This is a genomic window from Pseudomonas sp. FG-3G (genome assembly GCF_901007645.1).
Classification (GTDB): Bacteria; Pseudomonadota; Gammaproteobacteria; order Pseudomonadales; family Pseudomonadaceae; genus Aquipseudomonas; species Aquipseudomonas rhizophila.
Genome location: NZ_CAAKGZ010000035.1, coordinates 1 through 24,164, shown reverse-complemented (window position 1 = coordinate 24,164; position 24,164 = coordinate 1). Strand labels below are relative to the sequence as shown.

Annotated in this window: 20 protein-coding genes, 2 tRNA genes and 1 pseudogene; 13 read left to right on the top strand and 10 right to left on the bottom strand. The window is 58.9% G+C overall.

The window, feature by feature from the left end:
* Positions 1–15 precede the first annotated feature (15 nt).
* A tRNA-Met gene (locus tag PSEUDOMOFG3G_RS22995) sits at positions 16–92 on the bottom strand.
* Between the two features lie 103 nt (positions 93–195).
* Complete coding sequence (locus tag PSEUDOMOFG3G_RS22990; protein ID WP_047229445.1) at positions 196–2,253, bottom strand: methyl-accepting chemotaxis protein; 2,058 nt, start codon at positions 2,251–2,253, stop codon at positions 196–198.
* Positions 2,254–2,580: 327 nt separating this feature from the next.
* On the opposite strand from PSEUDOMOFG3G_RS22990, the gene PSEUDOMOFG3G_RS22985 reads away from it, so the two are divergent.
* From PSEUDOMOFG3G_RS22985 to PSEUDOMOFG3G_RS22960, 7 genes and pseudogenes are all read left to right on the top strand, one after another.
* Positions 2,581–3,798, top strand: a complete 1,218-nt coding sequence (locus tag PSEUDOMOFG3G_RS22985; protein ID WP_139051150.1) for an MFS transporter — start codon at positions 2,581–2,583, stop codon at positions 3,796–3,798.
* A 533-nt stretch (positions 3,799–4,331) separates the two neighbouring features.
* Positions 4,332–5,594, top strand: a pseudogene (locus PSEUDOMOFG3G_RS28470) (HAMP domain-containing protein); the annotation flags it as partial.
* Positions 5,589–6,494, top strand: coding sequence for a methyl-accepting chemotaxis protein (locus PSEUDOMOFG3G_RS28465; protein ID WP_373685102.1), 906 nt, complete (start codon positions 5,589–5,591; stop codon positions 6,492–6,494). The pseudogene PSEUDOMOFG3G_RS28470 and the gene PSEUDOMOFG3G_RS28465, both read left to right, overlap by 6 nt.
* A gap of 173 nt (positions 6,495–6,667) precedes the next feature.
* Positions 6,668–7,102, top strand: coding sequence for a hypothetical protein (locus tag PSEUDOMOFG3G_RS22975; protein ID WP_257220859.1), 435 nt, complete (start codon positions 6,668–6,670; stop codon positions 7,100–7,102).
* Positions 7,099–8,559 carry an ATPase domain-containing protein gene (locus PSEUDOMOFG3G_RS22970; protein ID WP_139051148.1) on the top strand — a complete coding sequence of 487 codons (1,461 nt, stop codon included), beginning with the start codon at positions 7,099–7,101 and terminating at the stop codon, positions 8,557–8,559. The genes PSEUDOMOFG3G_RS22975 and PSEUDOMOFG3G_RS22970 overlap by 4 nt, the downstream gene beginning before the upstream one ends.
* Before the next feature lie 9 nt (positions 8,560–8,568).
* On the top strand, positions 8,569–9,594 hold the full coding sequence (locus PSEUDOMOFG3G_RS22965; RefSeq protein WP_076386316.1) for a HAMP domain-containing sensor histidine kinase: 1,026 nt from the start codon (positions 8,569–8,571) through the stop codon (positions 9,592–9,594).
* A gap of 374 nt (positions 9,595–9,968) precedes the next feature.
* Entirely contained in the window at positions 9,969–11,516 is a 1,548-nt protein-coding gene (locus PSEUDOMOFG3G_RS22960) for a TerC family protein (RefSeq protein WP_047229390.1), read from the top strand.
* A gap of 159 nt (positions 11,517–11,675) precedes the next feature.
* Here the strand turns inward: PSEUDOMOFG3G_RS22960 and ychF are convergent, their stop codons facing one another.
* From ychF to PSEUDOMOFG3G_RS22920, 8 genes are all read right to left on the bottom strand, one after another.
* A complete protein-coding gene (gene ychF / locus PSEUDOMOFG3G_RS22955) occupies positions 11,676–12,776 on the bottom strand; it encodes a redox-regulated ATPase YchF (RefSeq protein ID WP_047229391.1) in 1,101 nt (366 codons plus the stop codon).
* Positions 12,777–12,798: 22 nt separating this feature from the next.
* Positions 12,799–13,383 carry an aminoacyl-tRNA hydrolase gene (gene pth / locus PSEUDOMOFG3G_RS22950; protein ID WP_003185374.1) on the bottom strand — a complete coding sequence of 195 codons (585 nt, stop codon included), beginning with the start codon at positions 13,381–13,383 and terminating at the stop codon, positions 12,799–12,801.
* A gap of 167 nt (positions 13,384–13,550) precedes the next feature.
* Positions 13,551–14,153, bottom strand: a complete 603-nt coding sequence (locus PSEUDOMOFG3G_RS22945) for a 50S ribosomal protein L25/general stress protein Ctc (RefSeq protein WP_139051147.1) — start codon at positions 14,151–14,153, stop codon at positions 13,551–13,553.
* 143 nt (positions 14,154–14,296) lie between these two features.
* The gene (locus PSEUDOMOFG3G_RS22940; RefSeq protein WP_003171603.1) at positions 14,297–15,238 is read right to left on the bottom strand and encodes a ribose-phosphate pyrophosphokinase; all 942 of its coding nucleotides are present in this window, start codon (positions 15,236–15,238) and stop codon (positions 14,297–14,299) included.
* A gap of 47 nt (positions 15,239–15,285) precedes the next feature.
* Positions 15,286–15,360 (bottom strand) — tRNA-Gln (locus tag PSEUDOMOFG3G_RS22935).
* Positions 15,361–15,396: 36 nt separating this feature from the next.
* Entirely contained in the window at positions 15,397–16,248 is an 852-nt protein-coding gene (ispE, locus tag PSEUDOMOFG3G_RS22930; protein WP_047229394.1) for a 4-(cytidine 5'-diphospho)-2-C-methyl-D-erythritol kinase, read from the bottom strand.
* 1 nt (position 16,249) lies between these two features.
* On the bottom strand, positions 16,250–16,867 hold the full coding sequence (gene lolB / locus PSEUDOMOFG3G_RS22925) for a lipoprotein insertase outer membrane protein LolB (protein ID WP_047229395.1): 618 nt from the start codon (positions 16,865–16,867) through the stop codon (positions 16,250–16,252).
* 4 nt (positions 16,868–16,871) lie between these two features.
* Positions 16,872–18,596: a tetratricopeptide repeat protein gene (locus PSEUDOMOFG3G_RS22920; RefSeq protein WP_047229396.1), complete on the bottom strand. Its 1,725-nt coding sequence runs from the start codon at positions 18,594–18,596 to the stop codon at positions 16,872–16,874.
* 171 nt (positions 18,597–18,767) lie between these two features.
* Between PSEUDOMOFG3G_RS22920 and hemA the strand changes: the two genes are divergently transcribed.
* The 6 genes from hemA to PSEUDOMOFG3G_RS22890 all read left to right on the top strand — a co-directional run bounded on the left by hemA (position 18,768) and on the right by PSEUDOMOFG3G_RS22890 (position 24,149).
* Positions 18,768–20,057, top strand: a complete 1,290-nt coding sequence (gene hemA / locus PSEUDOMOFG3G_RS22915; RefSeq protein ID WP_047229397.1) for a glutamyl-tRNA reductase — start codon at positions 18,768–18,770, stop codon at positions 20,055–20,057.
* A complete protein-coding gene (gene prfA, locus PSEUDOMOFG3G_RS22910; RefSeq protein ID WP_047229398.1) occupies positions 20,054–21,136 on the top strand; it encodes a peptide chain release factor 1 in 1,083 nt (360 codons plus the stop codon). The genes hemA and prfA overlap by 4 nt, the downstream gene beginning before the upstream one ends.
* Before the next feature lie 14 nt (positions 21,137–21,150).
* Positions 21,151–21,981 carry a peptide chain release factor N(5)-glutamine methyltransferase gene (gene prmC / locus PSEUDOMOFG3G_RS22905; protein WP_139051146.1) on the top strand — a complete coding sequence of 277 codons (831 nt, stop codon included), beginning with the start codon at positions 21,151–21,153 and terminating at the stop codon, positions 21,979–21,981.
* Positions 21,975–22,733 carry a molybdopterin-synthase adenylyltransferase MoeB gene (locus tag PSEUDOMOFG3G_RS22900; RefSeq protein WP_139051145.1) on the top strand — a complete coding sequence of 253 codons (759 nt, stop codon included), beginning with the start codon at positions 21,975–21,977 and terminating at the stop codon, positions 22,731–22,733. Before prmC ends, PSEUDOMOFG3G_RS22900 begins: the two co-directional genes overlap by 7 nt.
* Positions 22,726–23,517: a glutamate racemase gene (gene murI / locus PSEUDOMOFG3G_RS22895; protein WP_139051144.1), complete on the top strand. Its 792-nt coding sequence runs from the start codon at positions 22,726–22,728 to the stop codon at positions 23,515–23,517. The genes PSEUDOMOFG3G_RS22900 and murI overlap by 8 nt, the downstream gene beginning before the upstream one ends.
* A 113-nt stretch (positions 23,518–23,630) precedes the next feature.
* Positions 23,631–24,149, top strand: a complete 519-nt coding sequence (locus tag PSEUDOMOFG3G_RS22890; RefSeq protein ID WP_047229402.1) for an acyloxyacyl hydrolase — start codon at positions 23,631–23,633, stop codon at positions 24,147–24,149.
* The last annotated feature ends 15 nt before the right edge of the window (positions 24,150–24,164 follow it).

Genomic DNA, 24,164 nt, shown 5'->3' with positions numbered 1-24,164 from the left:
CTATGGATCGGTACTTGGTGGCTACACAGGGACTTGAACCCCGGACCCCAGCATTATGAATGCTATGCTCTAACCAACTGAGCTATGTAGCCAAGTGGCGCGCATTATTCGCCGGTAACGAAGATGTGTCAAGCGTAAATCTGAAATATTTCTCAGCGCTTTCAACCGCTTATCAATCCTCGCCGCAAATACCCGTCAACCGAGTTGAAATCTCCCTGTGTTGGCGCTCAGGGCCTGGCTGCCCTGGCTCAAAGTATCCGCCGCGAGGTTCACGGCGCGTGCCCCTTCAAGCAATCGCATGGCCGCCTGGTCGACCTGCTGGATATTGCCGCTGACCTCGTCGGCGGTGCTGGCTTGTTCGTCCACCGCGGTGGCGATTTGCGCCAGGGTATCGGTGACGCTCTGCACGGCGCTGGCAATTTCTCCCAGCCGCTCGCCAAGGCCGGTAACGGCTTGCGCGTCGGTCTGGGCCTGGCCGCATGCGGCTTCCATCAGGCTGACCGCTTCGTTGACCGTAGCGCGCAGGCTGTCGACGGTGCCAGCAATCTGTTGGGTGGAGGACTGGGTGCGTTGCGACAGGCTGCGTACCTCATCGGCCACCACCGCGAAACCACGGCCCTGTTCCCCAGCGCGAGCGGCTTCGATGGCGGCATTGAGGGCCAGCAGGTTGGTCTGCTCGGCTACGCCGCGGATGGTGTCGACCACCATCTGGATCTGTTGCCCCTGTTCGCTGACCCGGCCCAATGCGGCGGCGGTTTCGTTGAGGCGCTGGTTGAGTTGCTGGATGCTCGCCGTAGTGCGTTGACTGTCGCGGCTGCTGTCGGCGGCGATACGCCGGGTCTGCTGGGCGCTGTCGGAGGCCTGCTCACAGCTTCTGGCGACCCCTTGAGAGGTGGCGGCCAGTTGCGTGGCGGCCGCGGCGATCTGGCTGATCTGCATCTGTTGGGCTTCGACTTCGCCCAGGGCGCCGCTGGAGTGCGTGTTGAGGGTGCGAACGGCATTACTCAACTGCAATGTTTCGTGGTCCACGCCCAACAGGCTGTTGCGCAACTGCACCACTGCAACGTTGAGAGCGGTACTGATGGCCGCCAGTTCGTCGCGTCCTTGTACCGGCACTTGCAGACTGAGGTTGCCGTCACGCAGGGCTTCGGCCAGTAATGTGATGCCACTGGCGCTGCGGCGGATGGACGCTTGCAGGCAGACGAAGAGGTAAAGCGCGGCCAACAGCAGACAACCCAGCACCGTGGCCACCAGGGTGAATTGGCGGATGGCCGAGGAGTGGTAGTGGTCCAGTCTCGCATCCAGAGCCATCAGAGACTGCTGGCGCAAGGTCGCCAAGTCCGCCAGGAGCGCATCCATGTGTTTCTCGAATTCTTCCGGCTTGAGGCTGATGGAGCCGGCGAAGACCCCTTCATCCAGGACTTTCAGGCCGGAATCCAGATGCTTGAGGCTGTCTTGGAATTGTCCGGCCCAGGCTTGCAGTTCGTTCGGCAGGCGCGCTTGCAGTACTCCACCGGTTTTGACCAGTTGATCCCGGGCATCGCCGATCCGGCTGCGCAGGTCGCGCAATTGCAGGCGGCTTTGCAGGGTGAACTGACCCGACACAACGGAGGCCTGGCCAACGCTGGCCAGGCGACCGACCCGCTCGATCAGGTCCGGTGTCTGCTGGGTCGAGATCTGGATCAGCAGGTAGGTTTCCAGCCAGGAGGCGAGGGTCAGGCGATTGTCCATGACGATCTGCTCGCGCAAGGCTTGCAGGGCACTCAAGGCCGCAGTGAAGCGGTCATAACCGTCCGGCCACCAACCGACGGTGCCCAGGCTTTTCGAATCAAGACCATTGAGACTGGTTTGCAACGTTTGGAAGCGAGCCAGGGTGTCGGCTTCGGCACCTTCGGTTTGCAAGGTGCTGCCCAGATCATTGGCGGCCTGGTTGAGGGCCGGCTGCACGGCATCGAAAGCCGCCATCGCGGCAAGCGTTGCGGGTGTTGCCTGGCGATTGGTTTCCGTGGCTCGCCAACGGGCCGCGCGGTTGCGCTGGGCGGCGAGCAGGTTGTCCAGGTTATCCAGGGCCAGCAACTGGCGAACCCCGGCGCGTTCTTCGGAAATCAGGCTGAGTTTGTCGCGATAGTCCTGGCCGATGATCCACAGGCTGCCCATGAGTGGCAGGATGAAAAGCAGGAACAGCAACTGAAATTTGCGGGCAAAGCCGAAACGCCCCAGCAACCTGATTCCCGGTGATAGAAAAGCCTGCATGCCCATACTCCCCTGAACACCTTTGCACTATTTTTGTGCGTTTCGACACAGTGCCGAAACAGGTGCCCTTTTAAAAGGCCTCGAAAGTTTGTCCAGGCCCGCTCTGTAGGCTGGCTCTGTAGCGAAACTTCCCATTCTCGGTCCCCTTTGTAAGGGGCCGCGTTGTAGACCGTTAACAAGGCAAGATTCAGACCATGGCTTTGCGCTATTACCGAGCTCGCTGACAATATTTCAAGTCGATAGCAAGCTAAGGGGATAGCCTTGCTGCACCGAAAAATGGCACATTGATGAATCCGCTTCCTGTGCAAACCCCGTATGGAAACTCCCATGGCTATCAGCGATACCCAGGTCGATACCGCGTCTATCCCTGCCACACCTCAAAGCAGCCCTTTGGTCATGCGCATCATCGGTGCCGTGGCGTTGGCGCATTTGATCAACGACCTGATCCAGGCGGTACTACCGTCTATTTACCCGATGCTCAAGGCCAGTTATGGGCTGACCTTCACCCAGGTTGGCTTGATTACGCTGACCTTCCAGTTGACGGCATCGCTGCTGCAGCCCTGGGTGGGTTATCACACGGACCGGCACCCCAAGCCCTGGCTGCTGCCGGCCGGTACGGTCTGCACGCTGATCGGGATCGTGATGATGTCCATGGTTGGAAGTTTTGCCATGATCCTGCTGGCCGCCGGTCTGATCGGTATTGGCTCCTCGACCTTTCACCCTGAAGCATCGCGAGTCGCACGCCTGGCGTCGGGCGGGCGTTATGGGTTGGCGCAGTCGACGTTCCAGGTCGGCGGTAACGCCGGCTCTGCTTTCGGCCCGTTGCTGGCGGCGGCGATCATCGTTCCTTACGGGCAAGGTAATGTGGCCTGGTTCGGCCTGTTCGCACTGTTTGCGCTGTTCGTGCTGTACCGCATCAGCCGCTGGTACGCCAATCACCTGAACCTGTTCAAGCTCAAGCAAGGCCAGGCGGCTACTCACGGTCTGTCCAGGGGCCGGGTCTTGAGTGCATTGGCGGTGCTGGGTTTGCTGGTGTTCTCCAAGTATTTCTACATGGCCAGTTTCACCAGCTACTTCACCTTCTACCTGATCGAGAAGTTCGACCTGTCGGTGGCGTCGTCGCAGTTGTATCTGTTCCTGTTCCTCGGCGCTGTGGCGGCGGGGACCTTCTTTGGCGGTCCGATAGGCGACAGGATCGGACGTAAGGCGGTGATCTGGTTCTCGATCCTTGGCGTGGCACCGTTCACGCTGATCCTGCCTTACGTTGATCTGCTGTGGACCAGCATTCTCAGCGTGGTCATCGGCTTCATCCTGGCTTCGGCATTCTCGGCCATCGTGGTGTATGCCCAGGAACTGGTGCCGGGTAACGTCGGCATGATTGCCGGCGTGTTCTTTGGCTTGATGTTTGGCTTCGGCGGGATTGGCGCCGCGCTGCTGGGGCATCTGGCCGACATCCGCGGCATCGAGTATGTGTATTGGTTGTGCTCGTTTTTGCCGTTGTTTGGAGCCCTGGCGATTTTTCTGCCCAAAAGCAGAAAAAACTGACGTGTACTCAACCGGCGGAGGCGAGTGGGCCCCGCCGGTCGTTGCGAAACAACTGAATTTCAAAGCATTGAAAAATACCCGCCCACCAGAGCGATTTGATTAGTTGCTTGGAACCGCGACTAAAGTACCGTTTTGTATAAGTCTTAAGTTTGATTTTGTATAAAAGTCGGTCATGTTAATTTGCTGCTGTGGTTGATGGATTGAATGGACGCAGCGGCAATCTTCAAGGGAGTCCGCTGGGGTGACCGGAAAGCAGCTTTCCACATTCTTTCCACCCGCCGCTCTTATTGTCTTGGGACATAAGGCCTTCGGCTCTTGATCTGAATACCTTCACCCCTCGGGTGAGGTGACTCACGCCCCTACCTGCCACGCTTCAAATACTTATAAAACAGCTGTATCGCCGCGTCCGTTCAAGGCGATTGCCTCGTGGACAGCGTAAACAGCCGTGAGCGATTGTTATTTGCCGTGTCGTGCACAAGTTTGAGGCTGTCGTCTTAAACGTTGGCAATAAAAATAATCAGGCAGGGGATGATATGAAGTTCAAGTCGTTGCAGGCACGCATTTGTGTCACGGCAGGCGTATGTCTGTTTGTTTCATCAATTAGCCTGGTTATTTACGGGCTCTTTACCGCCAGGGCCAATGAACAATACGTGGCGACCGAAGTCTCGGCGTTGGTTGAAGAATCAACGATCCGGGAAATTCAGAACCTGGCCGAGTCCCGTGCCAATGCCATTCAGGCCAAGTTGCAAAATGCTCTGGATGCGGCCCGCACCATGGCCAATACCTTTGCCTCCAGCAAGGCTTCGCAGAGCCCTTTGGCGTTGGGACGTGAGCAGATCAACACGGTATTGCTCAGCGTTCTAAAAGATAACCCGGACTTCAATGGCACTTACTCCTGCTGGGAACCGGACGCGTTGGATGGTCAGGATCTTGTGTTGCGCAATGCTCAGGACGGCAGTAATCCGTTGACCGGGCGCTTCACGCCTTACTGGACGCGCAGCGCTGGCGGACATGTGGCAGTACAGCCATTGGTCGAGTATGACTCCCCGGATCGCCACCCGAACGGTGTACCCAAAGGGGGTTGGTACAGCGGCCCACGCGACACTCTGAAGGAAAGCGTGCTGGACCCCATTCCTTATGTGGTTCAGGGCAAAAACGTATGGCTGACCACTTTGTCGGTGCCGATCGTATCCGATGGCAAGTTCTACGGCGTGGTCGGCGCTGACTTCGATATCGACTTTATCCAGAAACTCAGCGAGCAGATGTCGGCCGATCTCTACGGTGGCAAAGGCACGGTATCGATTCTGAGTAACCAGGGGCTGGTGGTCGCGGACAGTCAGCGTACCGACCTGATTGGCCAGCCCATCAAGGCCTTGTTGCCTGACTCTTGGGAGAAAGTGCTGCGCGATATCCAGAGTGGTCGTGGTGACGGTCTGCTCAATCCGCACACCCAGCATATCGAAGTGCTGATGCCCATCGAGCTGGGGCGCACAGGTAAACCCTGGGCGGTGCTGATTCGCCTGCCAAAGGCAGTGGTCATGACTCAGGCCATTGCCCTGGAGCAGGAGCTACAGGCGCGCAGTATCAGCAACAGCATCTGGCAGGTGTCGGTTGGCCTGGGCGTTTCGCTGTTGGCGCTGGTCGCCCTGTGGTTTGCCGCCGCAAAAATCGTTGGGCCGATTCGCGAAGCCGCCGCCTTGGCAGCCAACATCAGCCTGGGGGATTTCTCGCGTCGCCTGGTGCAAAAAACCGAGGACGAAGTGGGCCAGTTGTCTGTCGCGCTCAACGATATGTCTGAAAGCCTGCAACGGCAGGTCAGGGTGGCCGAACGCATTAGCGAAGGTGATCTGGACCTGGAGGTCCGGTTGTCCTCGCCCCACGATACCCTTGGCAAGTCACTGGAGAAGATGGTGGGTAATCTGAACCAACTGATTGGCGAAGTTCAGGCCAGCGCCACCCAGATCACCGGCAGCTCGGCGCAGGTTACCGACCTGAGCCAGTCATTGTCCGATGGGGCGTCCAATTCCGCGTCGTCCATCACTGAAATCAGCGCGGTGATGACGCAAATGGCCGCACAGACCCGGGACAACGCCGCCAATGCCAAAAAGGCCGATGAGCAGTCCCAGGCATCACGGGCCGATGCCGGGGAAAGCGACAAATTGATGAGTGAGCTGATTGCCGCCATGGCCGAAATCGACAATTCGGGCAAAGACATTACCGCGATCATCACCACCATCGACAACATCGCCGCGCAAACCAACCTGTTGGCGTTGAACGCGGCTATCGAAGCCGCCAGGGCAGGTGAGTTGGGGCGTGGTTTTGCGGTGGTGGCGGATGAGGTGCGTAGCCTGGCCGCCCGCAGCGCCGAGGCCGCCCAGCAGACGGCTGCATTGATTGCCGACTCCTCGAGCAAAACGCAACGCGGCATGATCATCGCGGGCCGGACCGCCGAATCGCTGAAAAACATCGTCAGCGGAACCAGTGCTGTTTCCAACCTGGTTTCATTGATCTATCAAGCCTCCAGCGAGCAAGCCTCAGGCCTGCAACAGGCCAGCATCGGGTTGGAGCAGATCGATGAAGTGACGCAGAAAAAACAGTCCAACTCACAAGAGTGCGCGGTGGCGGCCAAGGATCTTTCGGAGCGAGCATCTTTGATGCAGCGCGTGCTGGGGCGCTTCAAAGTCAAAAGGGGGTAGTGGGTTTCCTGGCCACGCGTGACTCAAGATTTATTGTGCGAGGGACCAAGCTCCCTCGCCACAGTTCAATCCAGTTCTTGAATGACCGCATCTGCATTGCTTTGTCCAATAGGGTCTCGATAACGCCCCCGAGGGTGTACTATCGATACTCGCCCATCGGATATCAGTTAGCCATGTCCACGCTAAGCGAAGAGAGCCGTCAGATCGTAGCTTCTCTGGCGCACCGCGTTGGCCCCAACGCTGACATTGCAAAGACCGCCCACGCGATCGTTTCCATTTTGCAGGATATAGAAGTGGCCCTGACGCCTGTCATTGGTCAGCAAGGGGTTGTCGCGTTGTATCGCCGCAGCCTGCATCTGTGTGGGGCCGCTCATCCGCGCCTGACCAGCACCTGCAACAAGGTGCCGTCCGGCATGGTTCTGACCGCCCTGAATTCAGTGCTTGTTGAGCAAAGCGAAGCCGATGCGCGGTTTTTCGGTGAAATGTTGCTGACCACTTTCTATGAGTTGCTGACCACGCTGATCGGACCCTCGCTTACCGCACGTTTGCTTCGTGACGTGTGGGATTCTTCTTTGAGCGACACCCCTTCGCAGGAAAATTCGCCATGAGCAGCAAAGTGACTATCAACCGCTTGGCCACCGGCGTGCCAGGACTGGACGAGGTCTTGGGCGGAGGATTGCCGGAGTTTTCGTTCAATCTGATCGCCGGCCCACCCGGTTGCGGCAAGACCACCCTCGCGCACCAGATGATGTTTGCCCTGGCGACCCCCTCACGTCCGGCGCTGTTTTTTACCGTGCTGGGTGAGCCGCCACTGAAGATGCTGCGCTATCAGCAGCAGTTCGATTTCTTCGACAGCGACGCGATCAATCATTCGATCCGCTACGTCAACCTGGCTGACGACACCCTGGCTGGGGATCTGGACGAAGTGCTGCGGCGCATTGTCAGCGAGGTGGAGGCGCACTCCCCGGCGCTGGTGTTCGTTGACTCGTTCCGCTCGGTGGTGCTGGCCAGCCAGACCCAGGACAACCCGAATAACAACTTGCCGCAGTTCGTCCAGCAACTGGGCATGTTGATGACCACTTGGCAGGCCACGACTTTCCTGATTGGTGAGTACTTTACCGAAACCGATACCAACCCGATTTTCACCGTGGCCGACGGACTGATCTGGCTGCGCCAGAGCGTTCAGCGCAATTCCATGGTGCGCAAGATGGAAATCATGAAGATGCGTGGCCAGCCAACGCTGCCGGGTCTGCACACTTTCCGTATCGCCCCATCGGGAATCAAGGTATTTGCCCCTGCGCCCTACAATCCGGTCGAAGCCCCGCTGGAGTTCCCCATCAAACGCTTGGGAATGGGTGTGCCACAGCTCGACGAAATGCTCGGCGGTGGCCTGCCGCGCGGTTACTCCCTGTTGGTTGCTGGCCCGTCGGGTTCTGGAAAAAGCATTCTCGCGGCATCGTTTCTCGCTGAAGGCGCGCGAAACGGTGAAAACGGCGTGATCGCCGTGTTCGAGCAGCGCCCGAATCACTCCCAGAACGCCACCCTCTCAAACTTGATTAAAAGCGGCAAAGTCGGGCTGGTGGATAGCCGTGCTCCAGATCTGTCCATCGACGAGATCGTGCAGTTGCTGTTGAGCGAGATTGCTCGCCTGAACGCCACGCGGGTGGTGATTGACTCGCTGTCGGGGTTCGAACTGGCCCTGGCGCCGACCTTTCGCGAAGACTTTCGCGAGTCGCTGTCGCGCATGGTCACCGCGTTGACCAGCGCCGGTGTCAGTGTATTGCTGACCTCGGAGTTGGAGGATCGCTACACGGATCTGCGATTCAGTCCTTACGGCACGGCTTTTCTCACCGATGCAATCATCGTTCAGCGCTACATTGAAGTGCAAAGCCGTTTATTGCGCATCATGGCCGTGGTCAAGGTGCGGGCCAGCGCTCACTCCGATGAGTTACGCCTTTACAGCATTGACGATAGCGGTTTGCAGATCGGTGACATGTTGCCGGATCAGGAAGGTTTGCTCGGAGGCCGGCCTACCCGGCAGATGTCTGGCAAAGGTACTGGATGAGGCATCATCATGAATGAGGCCAATGGCGGGAATGAGCAGGCGAAGGCGATGGCCGCTCGCGAGCTGTTCCTGCTCGGCCAGAAAACTGTCGAGGCGCGTGCGGTGCTGGCCGCGCTGCGCAAGGAGCTGAACGACGCCAACACCCAACTTGCCGACAAGCAACATGTCGAGCAACTGATCGAGGCCAATCAGCAACTGGTCCTGGCGATCCTGTCGGCCCAGTCCGAGGCTGAAAAGCCACCTTCCACGCAGGCAGAACAACAACTGTATCGGCAGATGCGCGAGGCCAATGAGCAATTGGTCATTGCCGCCCTTAGCGCGCAGCATCTGCAAGACGCGGCCGAACGGGCGCTGGAGCGCCAGCGTAGCGTTCTCGCTTTGGTTGCCCACGAACTGCGTCATCCGCTGACGCCCATCAGCATGATTGCCGGCCGACTGGTGCGGGTGCCCAGTGAGGAGTTGCCGCGCATGCAGAAGCTGATCGAAGGTCAGGTCCGGCACATGTCTCGATTAGTGGAGGACTTGCTCGATGTCTCCCGCGTCAGCACCGGCAAGTTTCGCCTCGATTGCCAGATTGTCGATATGGTGCAGATCGTTCGCGAGGCCATCGATATCTGTAAACCGGCCATGGTCAGCGGCAATTTGCTGTTCAGCACCACACTGCCCGAGTGTGCCCTGCTGGTGTACGGCGATCCGGTACGGCTTGCTCAGATTCTCGGCAACCTGCTGGGTAATGCGGTCAAATACACCCCTGTGGGCGGCACCGTCGAATTGTCGGTTACCGTCGAAGGGAGTGTCTTGAAGGTCAGCATCCGTGATACCGGCATAGGTATTTCGGCCAAGGCGCTGCCGTTTATTTTTGAACCCTTTGTGCAGGATGTTCACGCCATCGGCTTCAACGGCGTTGGCCTGGGCATTGGTTTGACGGTGGTGCGCGAGTTGGTCGAAAGCCACGGTGGCACAGTGGTCGGCAAGAGTGAGGGGGATGGCAAGGGGAGCGAGTTCGTGGTGAGGTTGCCGTTGGCAAATCCATGAAGCTGCGCAGTCGTCCCATCTGCCGCCGCGTGCGGGGATGTCAGATTCTGTAATAATTCGATGCGTATGACGCGTTCGGAAACATTATAGGATCACCTCCCCAATTATTTTCAGGTCTATATGAACACCCTTCTGGAGCCTCCCAGTCGTTTTTTTCAATCCGCGCCCCCTACAAGTCCGCTCTGCGTTACCCAGCGTTTATCCGGTTTTTCTGGATCGCTGGCTATCCAAATCCCATCCGTAGGCTTCTCATCGATTTCTCCCAGTGAGACCAACGGTGTCGCCTCCCAAGTCATGCCTTGCTCTATCCGCTCGATAAAGCTTCTTTCCCTGGCACCTTTCGCCCCGACTCTACGAGAGGTTGAATAACCCTTATGGAATGGATTGCTGATCCGACGGCATGGCTTGGCCTGCTGACCCTGATCGTGCTGGAGCTGGTGCTCGGCATTGATAACCTTGTGTTTATTGCCATCCTGGCTGACAAGCTGCCGCCGGAGCAGCGCGATCGTGCCCGTATCATTGGCCTGTCGCTGGCATTGTTGATGCGCCTTGGCCTGCTGGCCAGCATCTCCTGGATGGTGACCCTGACCGAGCCGTTGTTCGAGGTCTTCGACAAGACGTTCTCGGGCCGGGACCTGATCATGCTGTTCGGTGGTGTATTCCTGTTGTTCAAGGCCACCATGGAGTTGCATGAACGACTTGAGGGGCATGTCACCGAGCGTACAGGTAACGCCGCCTATGCGATGTTCTGGCCTATCGTTGCGCAGATTGTGGTGCTGGACGCGGTCTTCTCCCTGGACGCCGTGATCACGGCCGTGGGCATGGTGGAACACCTGTCGGTCATGATGATCGCGGTGATTTTCTCCATCGGCCTGATGATCATCGCAAGTAAGCCCCTGACCCAGTTCGTCAACAGCCACCCAACCGTCATCATGCTCTGCCTGGGCTTTCTGATGATGATCGGCTTCAGCCTCACGGCTGAGGGCCTGGGCTTCCACATTCCGAAAGGCTACCTCTATGCCGCGATCGGTTTTTCGATCCTGATCGAACTGTTCAACCAGTTGGCTCGCTCTCGTCGCAAGAAGAGCATGCAGGGGCATCGCCCTATGCGCGAACGCACTGCCCATGCGGTCATGCGTTTACTGGGTGGGCACAAGTTGGGGGCTGATGAAGTCGGTGAAGAGATCGCTGACATGCTGTCAGGCGACGAAGCCGAACAGGTCTTCCACCGACGTGAGCGGGTCATGATCAGTGGTGTGCTGCAGTTGGCGGAGCGCCCAATACGCAGTGTCATGACGCATCGGGCGGAAATCGACCACCTCGACCTGGCCGATTCCCCAGACGAGATCCGCACCAGGCTGATGCACTCGTCGTATTCCAGGTTGCCGTTGATCCGCGAAGGCCGTGTGGATGAGCCTCTGGGGTTCATCCACAAGAAGGAGTTGCTCAAGGAGCTGTTGGCGGGCAACGAGCCGAATCTGGAAGCCATGGCTCGCAAGGCCATCAACCTGCTGGACAACTTCACGATTCTCAACGCGCTGGAACAGATGCGCAAAGAGTCGACCCACATCGCCTTCGTGGTGAACGAGTTCGGTGATTTCATTGGTCTTCTCACCATGACCGATATTCTCGAATCCATCGCGGGTGAACTGCCCGATGCCAGTGAAATAGAAGGTCCGAACATCGTGGCCCAGGATGACGGATTTCTGGTCAGCGGTGCGCTGAATCTCAGCCAGGTTCGCGAACACATCGGCTTCCAGGCAAAAGCGACGGATGACTATCAGACGCTCGCCGGGTTGGTCATGAGCTTGCTGGACCGCTTGCCCATCATCGGAGACAAACTCGATTGGCAAGAGTGGAGCATGACCGTTGTCGAGGTTGAAGAGCGTCGGGTGACGAGGGTGCTGTTGCGTAAAAGCTAACGTGGAATAATCGGGGCCGCATCCGCGGCCTCGTTTGTTTGAAGCGTATGGCGAGCCTCTGTCATCGGTGGAAATCCCGAGACGAAAAAAATCCCCGTATCAGTCATGATTACGGGGATTTTTTCGTCCAGGGAAGTCCGTGTGATTCCACGGGCTCTCTTAAACGTTGAAGCGGAAGTGCATCACGTCGCCATCCTTGACGATGTATTCCTTGCCTTCCAGGCGCCATTTACCAGCTTCCTTGGCGCCGGCTTCACCTTTGTACTGGATGAAGTCTGCGTAGGCGATGACTTCGGCGCGGATGAAGCCTTTTTCGAAGTCGGTGTGGATCACGCCAGCGGCTTGCGGGGCAGTGGCGCCGACGCGTACGGTCCAGGCGCGGACCTCTTCGACACCGGCAGTGAAGTAAGTCTGCAGGTGGAGCATTTCGTAACCGGCGCGGATCACGCGGTTCAGGCCGGGCTCTTCCAGGCCCAGGGCTTCGAGGAACATGTCTTTCTCTTCACCATCGTCCAGCTCGGCGATTTCCGCTTCGATCTTGTTGCAGACCGGAACGACCATGGCGCCTTCTTCTTCGGCAATGGCCCGGACCACGTCCAGGTGCGGGTTGTTCTCGAAACCGTCTTCAGCGACGTTGGCGATGTACATGACCGGCTTGGTCGTCAGCAGGTGGAAGCCCTTGATCACCAGCTTCTCATCGGTGCTCATGTTCTTCATCAGGCTGCGCGCGGGCTTGCCTTCGGTGAAGTGGGCGATCAACTGCTCCAGCAGGCCCTTCTGGACCACTGCGTCCTTGTCGCCACCCTTGGCGTTGCGAGCGACTTTCTGCAGTTGCTTCTCGCAGCTGTCGAGGTCGGCGAAGATCAGCTCAAGGTCAATGATCTCGATGTCACGCTTGGGGTCGACGCTGTTGGAGACGTGAATGACGTTCTCATCTTCAAAGCAGCGCACCACGTGGGCGATTGCATCGGTTTCACGAATGTTGGCCAGGAACTTGTTACCCAGGCCTTCACCTTTTGAGGCACCGGCGACGAGACCGGCGATGTCGACGAATTCCATGGTGGTCGGCAGGATGCGCTTGGGATTGACGATGGCCGCCAGCGCTTCCAGGCGTGGATCGGGCATCGGCACGATGCCGCTGTTAGGCTCGATGGTGCAGAAGGGGAAGTTTTCGGCCGCGATACCGGACTTGGTCAGGGCGTTGAACAGGGTGGACTTGCCGACGTTAGGCAGGCCGACGATGCCGCAATTGAATCCCATGGTGTTTCCCCTCGGAGTAGAGTCAGGCCTTCTGGCTGTGCAGGTTTTTCATCGCGCGGTTCCATTCACCGGCGAGGATATCCGGCAGCACGCCGAGGGCAAAGTCGATGCTGGCATCGAGTTTTTCCTGTTCGGCGCGAGGCGCACGACCCAGGACAAAATTTGAAACCATGCTGGCAACGCCCGGGTGGCCGATGCCGAGCCGCAGGCGGTGAAAGGTATTCTGATTACCCAGTTGCGCGATGATGTCGCGCAACCCGTTGTGACCGCCATGGCCGCCGCCCTGCTTGAGCTTGGCGACGCCCGGAGGCAGGTCGAGTTCGTCGTGGGCCACCAGGATTTCTTCAGGTTTGATGCGAAAGAAACCGGCCAATGCCGCCACGGCCTGGCCGCTGCGGTTCATGTAGGTGGTGGGAATCAACAGACGAACATCCTGACCCTGGTGTGAGAAACGCCCGGTCAGGCCGAAATATTTGCGATCGGCCGCCAGGCTGACGCCTTGTGCGTGCGCGATGCGCTCAACAAAAAGGGCCCCTGCGTTATGCCGGGTCTGTTCGTATTCAGCGCCTGGATTTCCCAGGCCAACGATCAGTTTAATGGCAGTCACGATAGGGGCCCTTCCTGGAGTGTGGATAACAACGTCGCGCTCAAACGGTGTTGCGACAGTGGGACGAAAATGGCGGATCTACCGTTAAGTAAACTTCGCGTTCTCGCCCGCTGTCTCGCTACGTTCCAGTCCGCGATGTTTCCGGTCACTCCGGCGACAGAGTGAAATTACTCTGCAGCTTCTTCTTCAGTCGCTTCTGGAGCAACACGTGGAGCGTGGACGTTGGCAACTGCCTTGTCATCGCCGTGCGCCAGGGCAACAAACTCAACGCCTTTAGGAGCCTTGAGGTCGGACAGGTGAATGATCGTGCCGATTTCGGCGTCAGCCAGGTCGACTTCGATGAATTCAGGCAGGTCTTTCGGCAGGCAGGAAACTTCCAGCTCGGAAGTTACGTGCGAGATTTCGCCGCCTTTCTTGACCGGAGCAGCTTCGTTGATGAAGTGCACTGGAACAACAGCAGTCAGCTTCTGACCGGCAATAACGCGTACGAAGTCAGCGTGCATCACGTGGCCTTTGGCCGGGTGACGCTGCAGGGCTTTGATCACGACGTTTTGCTTGGTGCCGCCAACGTTCAGCTCGATGATGTGGCTGTAGGCCGCTTCGTTTTCGAGCAGTTTGGCAACTTCTTTGGCCAGCATGCTGATGGACTCAGGGGCTTTGCCGCCACCGTAGACTACAGCTGGAACCAGGCTTGCGAGACGACGCAGGCGGCGGCTCGCACCTTTCCCCAGGTCGGAACGCACTTCAGCATTCAGGGTAAATTCGTTCATGTTGTATCTCCAAAGTAACCACATTCACCCCAGCGCTTGCGACCAGCGCTAAAGGCGATATGGGCAAAAAAGCCCCGCCCCGGCAGGTAATGTCGGGGCGGGGCGCTTTTCGTCAACGAGATGTAATGGAAAGGGCAGGGCCCTTAACGGAACATCGCACTGATCGATTCTTCATTGCTGATGCGGCGAACCGCCTCGGCAACAACCGGTGCGATATCCAGTTGGCGGATACGCGCACAGGCTTGTGCTGCAGCGGACAGCGGGATGGTGTTAGTGACCACCAGCTCGTCCAGCACGGAATTTTCAATGTTTTCGATCGCTCGACCCGACAGCACAGGGTGTGTGCAGTAGGCAAAGACTTTGGCAGCGCCATGCTCTTTCAGGGCCTTGGCCGCGTGGCACAGGGTGCCGGCGGTATCGACCATGTCGTCGACCAGAATACAGGTACGCCCTTCGACGTCGCCGATGATATGCATCACTTCGGAGTGATTGGCTTTCTCACGGCGTTTGTCGATGATACCCAGATCAACGCCTAGGGATTTGGCAACGGCCCGTGCACGCACGACGCCGCCAATGTCCGGGGACACGATCATCAGGTTTTCGAAGCGCTGATCTTCAATGTCATCCACCAGAACCGGGGAGCCGTAGATGTTATCCACGGGAATATCGAAGAAGCCTTGAATCTGGTCAGCATGCAGATCGACCGTGAGCACACGATCGATGCCGACTACGGTAAGCATGTCAGCCACGACTTTCGCGCTGATTGCCACACGTGCGGAACGCGGACGGCGATCCTGACGGGCATAACCAAAATAAGGAATAACAGCAGTAATACGAGTAGCCGAGGAGCGGCGGAAGGCATCAGCCATCACGACGAGTTCCATCAGGTTATCGTTGGTCGGAGCGCAAGTCGGCTGAATAATGAAGACGTCTTTACCGCGAACGTTTTCATTGATCTCGGCAGTGATTTCGCCGTCGGAGAACTTACCGACAGAAATGTCACCGAGAGGGATATGCAGCTGACGTACAACACGCCGAGCCAGATCGGGGTTAGCGTTCCCCGTAAAGACCATCATCTTGGACACGCGCAGTACCTGAAGGCTGAGGGTATACCTGGATGAGTATAGGAAAATGGCAGGGGCGGCTGGATTCGAACCAACGCATGGCAGGATCAAAACCTGCTGCCTTACCGCTTGGCGACGCCCCTGTATCTGTTGCTTCGAGTGCCCAGCACTCGATTCCGTTAGAGCAGACTTTGCAGCTTGCGATGCAACATCGAAACGTTGCTTCCTTTTGCTACAAACCCTGTAAGGGTCTCTGTCAGAAGGGCCGAGACTTTATCAGCTTCAGCTTTGCTTGGGAAGCCCCCAAACACACAACTTCCAGTTCCGGTGAGTTTTGCTTCGGTAAATTTACCTAACAAATTCAATGCGTTACGAACATCTGGATAACGCCTTGCTACCACCGGTAAGCAGTCATTTCGACTGTTTCCCTTGGGAACGGGGCGCACTTTAATGGGAGGAGAGTTACGTGTCAACAGTGGATCTGAAAAAATTTCTGCTGTACTTACAGATACTTGCGGCACCAGCACCAAGTACCAGGGTTCCTCGGGCTCTACCGGTGTGAGTTTTTCCCCGACGCCCTCGGCAAAAGCCGCGTGGCCCCGTACGAAAACCGGCACGTCGGCGCCCAGCGTCAGGCCCAATGCGGCCAGGCGATCAGCGTCCCAACCCAGCTGCCACAGGTGGTTGAGCCCCAGCAAAGTCGTTGCCGCGTTTGAGCTGCCGCCGCCGATGCCGCCGCCCATGGGCAGGATTTTTTCGATCCAGATATCAATGCCCAGCGAACACCCGGATTGCTCCTGAAGTTTTTTCGCGGCTTTGACGATCAGGTTGCTGTCGTGAGGAACGCCTTCGAATTCGGTGTGCAGGTGAATCACGCCGTCGTCACGCACGGCAAAGGTGATTTCATCGCCGTAGTCGAGAAACTGAAAAATCGTCTGCAACTCGTGATAGCCGTCCGGGCGACGGCCCAGGATGTGCAACATCAGGTTGAGCTTGGCCGGGGAGGGCAGGGTCAGGCGCGCAGCGGTCATGTCATTGCCCCAGCTTGCGCGGCTGCCATTGCTTGATCACCAGCGTGACGTCCAGGTTGCTGCCGTGCAGTTTGATGCGCTCGGGCAACCAGTAACCGTTTTGCTCGGCGTAGCTCAAGTATTCGATCTGCCAGTCGTCCTGCTCCAGGTTGGACAGGCGACTGTCGGCATCGAGGGTCAGGCGGCTTTTGCTGTCCGGTGCCGGCAGGCCGCGAACCCACCAGGTCAGGTGGGATACGGGCAGCTTCCAGCCCAGTTGTTCTTCCAGCAAGGCTTCCGGCGAGGGTGATTCGTAGCGACCCTGATTGGCCACTTCCAGCGAAACCTGGCCTGGTCGGCCGGTCAGGCGCGCCGCGCCACGACCCAGCGGACCGGACAGGCGAATGTCGTAGTAGTCCTGGCGTTGCAGCCAGAACAGTGTGCCGCTGCCCGAGTCTTTCGGTGCGCGTATGCCGATCTTGCCATCGATCTGCCAGCCGTCGAGACCGCTCAGTTGTTCCTTGTGCTCTCGCCATTGGGCCGTGTTGCCGTGGCCCTGGACGGATTCTCGGGCGCCGAAGCCGGCGCAACCGGCGAGCAGGGCGATAAAGCTGAAAACGATGAAGTGGCGCAAAAGCATAATTTTAAAGGGTCTCTGATCCGGTCAGGCGTTTGATGGTGCTGCGCAGGATGGGGCTGTCGGGCTGTTCCTTGAGGAACTTGCTCCAGATCTGCCGGGCTTCGCGCTGTTTGCCGTTGGCCCACAGGACTTCGCCCAGGTGCGCGGCGACTTCCTGGTCGGGAAAGCGCTCCAGGGCCTGGCGCAGCAGGCGTTCGGCCTCGTCGAGGTTGCCCAGGCGGAAATGCACCCAGCCAAGACTGTCGAGCACCGCCGGGTCTTCCGGGTTGAGCTGGTGCGCCTGTTCGATCAGCACCTTGGCTTCGGCGTATCGGGTGGTGCGATCGGACAAGGTGTAGCCCAGGGCATTGAGGGCCATGGCATTGTCGGGGTCGCGCTGGATGATCAGGCGCAGGTCTTTCTCCATCTGCGCCAGGTCATTGCGTTTCTCCGCCAGCATGGCGCGGGTATACAACAGGTTCAGGTCGTCCGGGTACTGCTTCAACGCCCGATCGAGCACAGTCCAGGCTTTGTCGCCCTGATTATTGGCCGACAGGGTTTCAGCCTCGATCAGATACAACTGGATGCCGTAGTCCGGCTGGGTGTCCCGCTGCACGGCGAGGCGACTCTGGGCCTCGGCCGTTTTGCCGTTGCTCATCAGGATATCGGCCTGGCGCAACTGGGCCGGCAGATAATCGTTGCCTGGGCCGACCTGGGCGTACTCGAGCAGTGCACTCTCGGGATCGTTGCGCTCTTCCGCGATGCGGCCCAGGTTCAAGTGGGCGGAGTCGACATGCGTTCCCCGCGCAATCAGGTCTTCCAGGTGACCCTTGGCTTCTTCCCACGCTTTGGCTTCCAGGCAGACCAACGCCAGGGAATAGCGCAATTCATCGTCTTCAGGGTACTGCTGGACCAGGCTGGAAAACTCCACCTTGGCGTCGTCCATGCGGTCGTTTTCCACCAGCATGCGCGCGTAGGTGAGACGCAGGCGCTTGTCGTCCGGGTATTGCCTGATGGCTTTTTCCAGCAACGGCAGGGCTTCGTCGCCGCGGTTCGCGCCTTGCAGCAAGCGAGCGCGCAGCAGAATCGGCGCCACTTCGCCCGCTTGCGGCGGGTTGTCTTCCAGCAGGGAAAGGGCGCCCTGGATGTCACCATCCTGTTGCAGCAGCAGGGCCTTGCCGAAAATCAGCTGACCGTTATCGGGATGGCGCTGCAGCAGTCGGTCGAAGCTTTTAGTCAGGCCGTCGCGGGTTTCCTGGTCGGTATCGGCCGCTGATAGCGCAAGGAAGTCGAAATGGGTGTCGCCCTTGCCCAGCAGGACTTTCTCCATATACACCATGGAGTCGTCGTAGCGTCCGGCCCGGGCCAGTTGCACGGCGGCGGCGCGTTGCGCTTCGAGGTCTTGCGGTGCGTTTTTGGCCCAGATCAGTGCGGTATCCAGGGCGGGCTGGTCGGCACCCAGGTATTCGGCAATGCGAAACGCCCGCTCGGAGATGCCCGGGTCCTGTGTGTTGATGGCCTGGGTGACGTAGTTGTCCAGCGCAATGTCGAAGCGATTGCGCTGGCCTGCCAGTTCGGCGCTCAACAGGCTGAAAATGGTTTCTTCGCTGAATGAGCTATAGACCTTGGGCTTTTCAGGGGCCTGGGTGCTGTCTTCGACCGGCGGCGTACCGTCTGTCGACACGGGAGCCATGGACTGACAGCCGCCGAGCAAGGCAAAAGCGAGGAGCAACGCGGAAGATCTATTCATATAGGAAAAGGACGACTAACCTGCGGTCGGATCATCATGACACAGCCTTCGGTCAAACATAACCGGCCCGTCGATTTACGGCACGGGGCAGGGCGATAGATATCGAGTGGTTGTTCTGAATCTGGCGAAGTAGGACAATTGCCGGCTTCACGTCACTATCAGCGACCTTGAATGGCCTTCCTTGCACTTGGTATTAACCACAAGACTGCTTCCGTAGACGTCCGCGAGCGCGTGGCCTTTACGCCTGAGCAACTGGTTGAGGCCCTGCAGCAGCTTTGCCGACTCACCGAGAGCCGCGAGGCTGCCATCCTCTCCACCTGCAATCGCAGCGAGCTTTATATAGAGCAGGATCACATTTCGGCCGATACCGTGCTGCGCTGGCTGGCCGAATATCACGATCTGAGTCTTGAAGAGCTGCGCGCCAGTGCCTATGTGCATGAAGACGATGCGGCCGTTCGTCACATGATGCGAGTTGCCTCCGGGCTCGATTCGCTGGTGCTGGGCGAACCGCAGATTCTCGGCCAGATGAAGTCGGCCTATGCCGTGGCCCGTGAGGCCGGCACGGTCGGGCCTCTGCTGGGGCGCTTGTTCCAGGCCACGTTCAATGCCGCCAAACAGGTGCGCACCGACACGGCCATCGGCGAAAACCCGGTGTCCGTGGCATTTGCCGCGGTCAGCCTGGCGAAACAGATTTTCAGCGATCTGCAACGCAGTCAGGCGCTGCTGATCGGCGCGGGGGAGACCATCACCCTGGTCGCGCGCCATCTGCACGACCTGGGGGTCAAGCGTATCGTTGTCGCCAACCGGACCCTGGAGCGCGCCAGTACCCTGGCCGAGCAGTTCGGTGCCCATGCCGTGCTGCTCTCGGACATCCCGGCCGAGCTGGTGCACAGTGACATCGTCATCAGCTCCACCGCCAGCCAGTTGCCGATCCTGGGCAAAGGCGCGGTGGAAAGCGCCCTGAAACTGCGCAAGCATAAGCCGATTTTCATGGTGGACATTGCCGTTCCCCGGGACATCGAGCCGGAAGTGGGCGAGCTCGACGACGTTTATCTGTACAGCGTCGACGACCTGCACGAAGTGGTCGCCGAGAACCTCAAGAGCCGGCAAGGGGCGGCCCAGGCGGCCGAAGAAATGATCACCATTGGCGCCGAGGACTTCATGGTCCGCCTGCGCGAGCTGGCGGCGGTGGATGTGCTCAAGGCTTATCGTCAGCAGAGCGAACGCCTGCGCGACGAAGAGCTGCAAAAGGCCCAGCGCCTGCTGGCCAACGGTGGCAGCGCCGAAGAGGTGCTGGTGCAACTGGCTCGCGGCCTGACCAATAAATTGCTTCACGCGCCCAGTGTCCAGCTCAAGAAGCTGACCGCCGAAGGCCGCCTCGATGCGTTGGCCATGGCCCAGGAACTCTTTGCCCTCGGTGAGGGTTCACCGGATAGTTTTTCGGATAAAAAATCGCAATGAAAGCGTCACTGCTCAATAAGCTGGACATTCTCCAGGACCGTTTCGAGGAACTGACCGCCCTGCTGGGCGATGGTGAAGTCATTTCCGACCAGAACAAGTTTCGCACGTATTCCAAGGAATACGCCGAAGTCGAGCCGATCGTCGCCACCTATAAACAGTTGCTCAAAGTGCAGGGCGACCTTGAAGGCGCCCAGGCGTTGCTCAAGGACAGCGATCCGGACATGCGCGAAATGGCGGTCGAGGAAGTCCGTGAAGCCAAGGAGCAGTTGCTCGAGCTTGAAAGCAACCTGCAACGCATGTTGTTGCCCAAGGATCCGAATGACGGTCGCAATGTGTTTCTCGAGATCCGTGCCGGCACCGGCGGCGACGAAGCGGCGATATTCTCCGGGGACCTGTTCCGCATGTATTCGCGTTACGCCGAGCGTCGCGGCTGGCGGGTGGAGATCCTCTCGGAGAACGAAGGCGAACACGGTGGCTATAAAGAGGTCATCGCCCGGGTCGAAGGTGACAACGTCTACGGCAAGCTGAAATTCGAATCCGGCGCCCACCGCGTGCAGCGTGTCCCGGCCACCGAATCCCAGGGGCGTATCCACACTTCGGCCTGTACCGTGGCGGTTTTGCCCGAGCCGGACGAGCAGGAAGCCATCGAGATCAACCCGGCGGACCTGCGGGTCGACACCTACCGCTCCTCGGGTGCGGGCGGTCAGCACGTCAACAAGACCGATTCGGCTATCCGTATCACTCACCTGCCTTCGGGCATTGTGGTCGAGTGCCAGGAGGAGCGTTCCCAGCACAAGAACCGTGCGCGCGCCATGTCCTGGCTGTCGGCCAAGCTCAATGATCAACAGACCAGCGCTGCGGCCAACGCCATCGCCAGCGAACGCAAGCTGTTGGTGGGCTCGGGAGATCGCTCGGAGCGGATTCGTACCTACAACTTTGCCCAGGGCCGGGTCACCGACCATCGAGTCAACCTGACGCTGTATTCGCTCGACGAAATTCTCGCCGGCGGCGTCGACGCAGTAATCGAACCGTTGCTGGCCGAATACCAGGCCGACCAGTTGGCCGCGATTGGCGAGTAAGCACAGGTGAACATATGACCATCATCGCCAGTTTGTTACGCGCCGCCGAGCTGCCGGATTCGCCCACGTCCCGACTGGATGCCGAATTGCTGCTGGCCGCGGCACTGGGCAAGTCCCGCAGCTTCCTGCACACCTGGCCCGAGCGAATCGTGCCAAGCGAAGCGGCGCTGTTGTTCTCTGAATACCTGCGCCGCCGTCGTTCTGGCGAGCCAGTGGCTTATATCCTCGGGCAGCAAGGCTTCTGGAACCTGGACCTGGAAGTGGCGCCCCACACCTTGATTCCGCGTCCCGACACCGAACTGCTGGTGGAAACCGCGCTGGCCTTGCTGCCGGCCGCACCGGCGAGGGTTCTGGATCTGGGCACCGGCAGCGGCGCGATTGCTCTGGCATTGGCCAGCGAGCGCCCGGCCTGGACAGTCACCGCGGTCGACCGTGTGCTGGAGGCGGTGGCCCTGGCCGAACGCAATCGCCAGCGCCTGGACCTGCGCAACGTCACGGTACTGAGCAGCCACTGGTTCAGCGCTTTGGACGGTGAGCGTTTTGAGCTGATCATTAGCAACCCACCTTATATAGCCGCCACCGATCCTCATCTGGCGGAGGGCGACGTGCGGTTCGAGCCGGCCAGTGCCCTGGTGGCAGGGCACGACGGACTTGATGATTTGCGCACAATCATCGCCCAGGCCCCCGATCATCTAGAAACGGGTGGCTGGTTGATGCTCGAGCACGGTTACGATCAGGCCGACGCGGTGCGTGATCTGCTGCAAACCCAAGGGTTTACTGAAGTCCACAGCCGCCAGGACCTGGGTGGGCATGAGCGCATCAGCCTGGGGCGCCTGCCGTGCTGAACGATCAGGAGTTGTTGCGCTATAGCCGGCAGATTCTGTTGCAGCACGTCGACATCGACGGGCAACTGCGACTCAAGCACAGCCGCGTATTGATTGTCGGCCTCGGCGGACTTGGCGCTCCGGTGGCGTTGTACCTGGCCGCTGCTGGCGTCGGTGAGTTGCACCTGGCGGATTTTGACACGGTCGACCTGACCAACCTGCAACGCCAGATCATCCACGACACCGACAGTGTGGGCCTGAGCAAGGTCGATTCGGCGATGCGTCGCCTGACGGCGCTCAACCCCGACATCAGCCTGGTGCCTCACCCACAGGCCATGGACGAAGACAGTCTGTCTGCTGCCGTTGCGGCAGTGGATGTGGTGCTGGACTGTTCCGACAATTTCTCCACCCGCGAAGCGGTGAATGCGGCGTGTGTCGCTGCAGGCAAACCGCTGGTCAGCGGTGCGGCGATTCGTCTGGAAGGGCAGTTGTCGGTGTTTGATCCACGCCGCCCGGAAAGCCCCTGCTATCACTGCCTCTACGGCCACGGCAGTGAAGCCGAATTGACCTGCAGCGAAGCCGGTGTGCTCGGGCCGCTGGTGGGGTTGGTAGGCAGTCTGCAAGCCCTTGAAGCCTTGAAACTGTTGGCCGGCTTCGGCGAGCCACTGGTGGGGCGCCTGCTGTTGATCGACGCCTTGGGCAGCCGTTTTCGTGAGCTGAGGGTCAAGCGTGATCCGGGGTGCAGCGTCTGCGGTGGCAGCCAGCATGAGTGAAGCGCCGGTCGGTGTGTTCGACTCGGGTGTCGGCGGGCTGTCGGTGCTGGGGGAGATCCGTCGGCTGTTGCCCAATGAGTCACTGCTCTACGTTGCAGACTGTGGGCATATTCCCTACGGCGAGAAAACCCCGGAATTCATCCGGCAGCGCTGCGCAATCATCGCCAACTTTCTCCATCAGCAGGGCGCCAAGGCGCTGGTGGTGGCTTGCAATACCGCGACGGTTGCCGGGGTCGCCGATTTGCGTCGCGATTATCCCCACTGGCCCATTGTCGGCATGGAGCCGGCGGTCAAACCGGCGGCGGCCGCCACTCGAAGTGGCATTGTCGGTGTGCTGGCAACCACTGGCACATTACAAAGCGCCAAATTCGCCGCGTTACTTGATCGGTTCGCCACCGATGTGCAGGTGATCACCCAGCCATGCCCCGGGCTGGTAGAGCTGATTGAAGCAGGCGATCTCCAGAGCCCGGCTTTGCGTCAACTGCTGCAGGGCTATGTCGAACCGTTGCTGGCCGCCGGCTGCGACACGTTGATCCTGGGTTGCACGCACTATCCCTTCCTCAAGCCATTGCTCAAGCACATGGTTCCCGCGCACATCAGCTTGATCGATACGGGGGCCGCCGTTGCCCGGCAACTTCAACGCCTGCTCGCTGAACGCGGCCTCCTGGCCGCCGGTCCCGCCAGCGAAACGCGATTCTGGAGTAGCGCAGATCCGATACATTTAAGAAAAATCCTACCAACGCTATGGAATTCGTCCGGCGTTGTGCGAAGCTTCAGTCTGTAAAAAAACCTGAAAAATACCTAAATCAGGCTGAACTTCTGTTTTAACGCGGATTTCTATAGCTTTGTCTGTTTGTAACAAAACTAACTAAGTCTGTTCGGAAAAGGATGTTTCTAATGAAGCGTTTATTCTGCTTGGCCGCACTTGCGGCTGCATTGTTGGGGCACACTTACTCCGCACAAGCGGCAGGTGTGGAGTTTGGGGTGGGCCAGACCGGCGAGTCGACCATGACTTACCGCTTGGGTATGCAGTTCGATTGGGACAAGAGCTGGTTACAGAGTGATGTCGGTCGCCTGACCGGCTATTGGAGCGGCGCTTACACGTATTGGGAAGGGGATGAGGCCTCGAGCAACCACAGCCTGTCGTTCTCGCCTGTCTTTGTGTATGAGTTTGCCGGTCAAAACGTAAAACCCTACATCGAGGCGGGTATCGGTGTTGCGTTGTTTGAAAATACCCAAGTGGAAAACAACCAGCTCGGTACGGCTTTTCAGTTCGAGGACCGCATTGGTTTCGGCCTGCGCTTCAACGGTGGACATGAAGTGGGTATTCGCGCCACTCATTACTCCAACGCCGGCATCAAGTCGACCAACGACGGTGTCGAAAGTTACGCGCTGCATTACACGATGCCGCTGTAACCCAAACCCGTGGGA